The sequence below is a fragment of the Nocardia sp. NPDC060220 genome (genome assembly GCF_042727815.1).
In the GTDB taxonomy this organism is placed as follows: domain Bacteria; phylum Actinomycetota; class Actinomycetes; order Mycobacteriales; family Mycobacteriaceae; genus Nocardia.
The window spans coordinates 1-2,030 of the sequence record NZ_JBHWZY010001073.1; the positions used below are offsets into that span (position 1 = coordinate 1).

Consider the following 2,030-nt stretch of genomic DNA (forward strand, 5'->3'; position numbering starts at 1 on the left):
GTGGTAGAGGACACCAGCCTTGGAGATGTCGAGCTGGTCGGCGATCGCCCGCACCGTCGTGCGGTGGTAACCGTGGGCGCTGAACAGATCCATCGCGACGGCAAGAATGCGCTCCCTGGTGCCGACCGCTGCGTCATCACTCATCGGCGCATTCTATCCCTTGACTGACCATCGGTCAGGAGCCTACGGTGAGGACTGACCAACGGTCAGTCACTGAGGAGTCGTCATGTCGACCAATCCCCGCATTCTCATCTCCGGCGCCAGCATCGCCGGGCCCACTCTCGCCTACTGGCTCGCCCGCCAGGGGTTCCGTCCCACCGTCGTCGAACAGGCTCCGGCGCTGCGCGCGGGCGGCAACGGCGTCGATCTGCGCGGCGCCGCGGTCGGTATCGCCGAATCCATGGGGGTGCTGCCCGCGCTGCGCGACCTCGCCACCGATATCCGGGCGCTCACCTTCGTCGATGCCGAGGGACGACGAGTCGCCGGTATGCCGACCAGCACCTTCGACGAGCCCGGCGATATCGAGGTGATGCGCGGCGACCTCGCCCGCGTTCTCCACGACGCTACCGCGCACGATGTCGACTACCGCTTCGGCGACACCGTCGACACCATCACCCAGGACGGCGACACGGTCCAGGTGAGTTTCGCCGGTGGCACCAGCGCGGAATTCGACCTGGTCGTCGGCGCCGACGGATTGCATTCGCGCGTGCGCAATCTCGCGGTGCTGAGCGAGGCCGAGGCGGCGCACCCGCTCGGCATCGGCTTCGCGACCGCCACGGTGGATGTGAGCTTCGGCGCGCGGCGAGAGGTGACGCTGCACAATACGGCGGGCCGCGTCGCCGGGGTGTATCGATCCGGCAATCACCGAGACGCGCAAGCGTTCTTCGCGTTCCGCACATCGCGCGAGTTCGACTTCCCGCGCGACCGGGAATCACAGATCGAGCTATTGCGCGAGCAATTCGCCACCGCCGGCTGGGAAATCCCCACTCTGCTCGACGCCGCCACCGCCGATCCGACGTTCTATCTCGACGCGATGACACAGATCCGGATGCCGACCTGGTCGCACGGCCGCGTCGGCTTGGTCGGCGATGCCGCCTACTGCGCCACCGCGTTCTCGGGTTCGGGCGCCGCCCTCGCCATCGAAGGCGCGCATCTTCTCGCCACCGCCCTCGCCGAGAGCGACGGCCACACCGCTGCCTTCGCTCGCTACGAACACGCCTTCCGCCCGATCGTCCGCACTCGCCAGCGCTCGGTCGGCACCGGCAGCGCCATGCTCGTCCCCGCCACGAACACCCGGATCTGGCTGCGCAACCAGCTCACCCGGCTGATGGTGTTGCCACCGTTGGCCGCCCGTGTGTTCCGGGCGGACCCTCCCGCGGCGGCCCCGGTCGATCCGCTGCGGCGCGTGACGCGCCGGTAGCCCGGCCCTGGGCTTGCTCAACACGATCGTAATACTCCATGATCGCTGTACCTCTATGTTTTCCGAGGCTTGTGTCGATGGTGAAAGCTCATGTTCTGGGCGTACGACGACCAGGGGTGGGCGCGGCGAGAGAGGCAAGATTTCGTGAGTAGTAGTCGTATTCCCCGATGGGCCGTGCAGGCGGTGATGTGCGCGGCGGTGGTCGGGGCCGCGGTCACAGCACCTGTTCAGGCCGAACCACTGTGGCCCGGCGGGCCCGATGTGCCCGGCGTGCCCGCCATCATTCCCGCCCCGCCGCCGGAGCCCGTGGTGGCTCCGTGCAGCGAGAAAGCCCGTGCGTGCCTGCAGTTGTCGACCAACAACGCGTGGTTGATGGACAACGGCAAGGTCACCTTCGGGCCGAGCCCGATGTCACACGGCCGCCCCGGTTACGAAACGCCGCCCGGAGTCTTCAAGGTGGCCTTCAAGAAGCCGTTCCACTGGAGCACGCTGCACAACGCCCCCATGGAGTACGCGGTCTTCTTCAACGGTGACATCGCCTACCACATCGGACCCACCGAGGAGCAGTCCCACGGCTGCATCCGCCTCACCCCGGAAGCCGCCAAGGCGC

At 67.7% G+C, this 2,030-nt stretch carries 3 protein-coding genes; 2 read left to right on the plus strand and 1 reads right to left on the minus strand.

The window, feature by feature from the left end:
• Positions 1-144, minus strand: a 144-nt coding sequence (locus tag ACFWF3_RS33730; RefSeq protein ID WP_379318035.1) for a helix-turn-helix domain-containing protein, incomplete at its 3' end; no start/stop codon positions are given.
• Between the two features lie 82 nt (positions 145-226).
• Here ACFWF3_RS33730 and ACFWF3_RS33735 point away from each other — a divergent pair.
• Positions 227-1,420 (plus strand): FAD-dependent monooxygenase, encoded by a 1,194-nt coding sequence (locus tag ACFWF3_RS33735; protein ID WP_379318031.1) that lies wholly within the window; start codon positions 227-229, stop codon positions 1,418-1,420.
• Positions 1,421-1,564: 144 nt separating this feature from the next.
• A partial coding sequence (locus tag ACFWF3_RS33740; protein WP_379318033.1) for a L,D-transpeptidase occupies positions 1,565-2,030 on the plus strand: 466 nt, incomplete at its 3' end.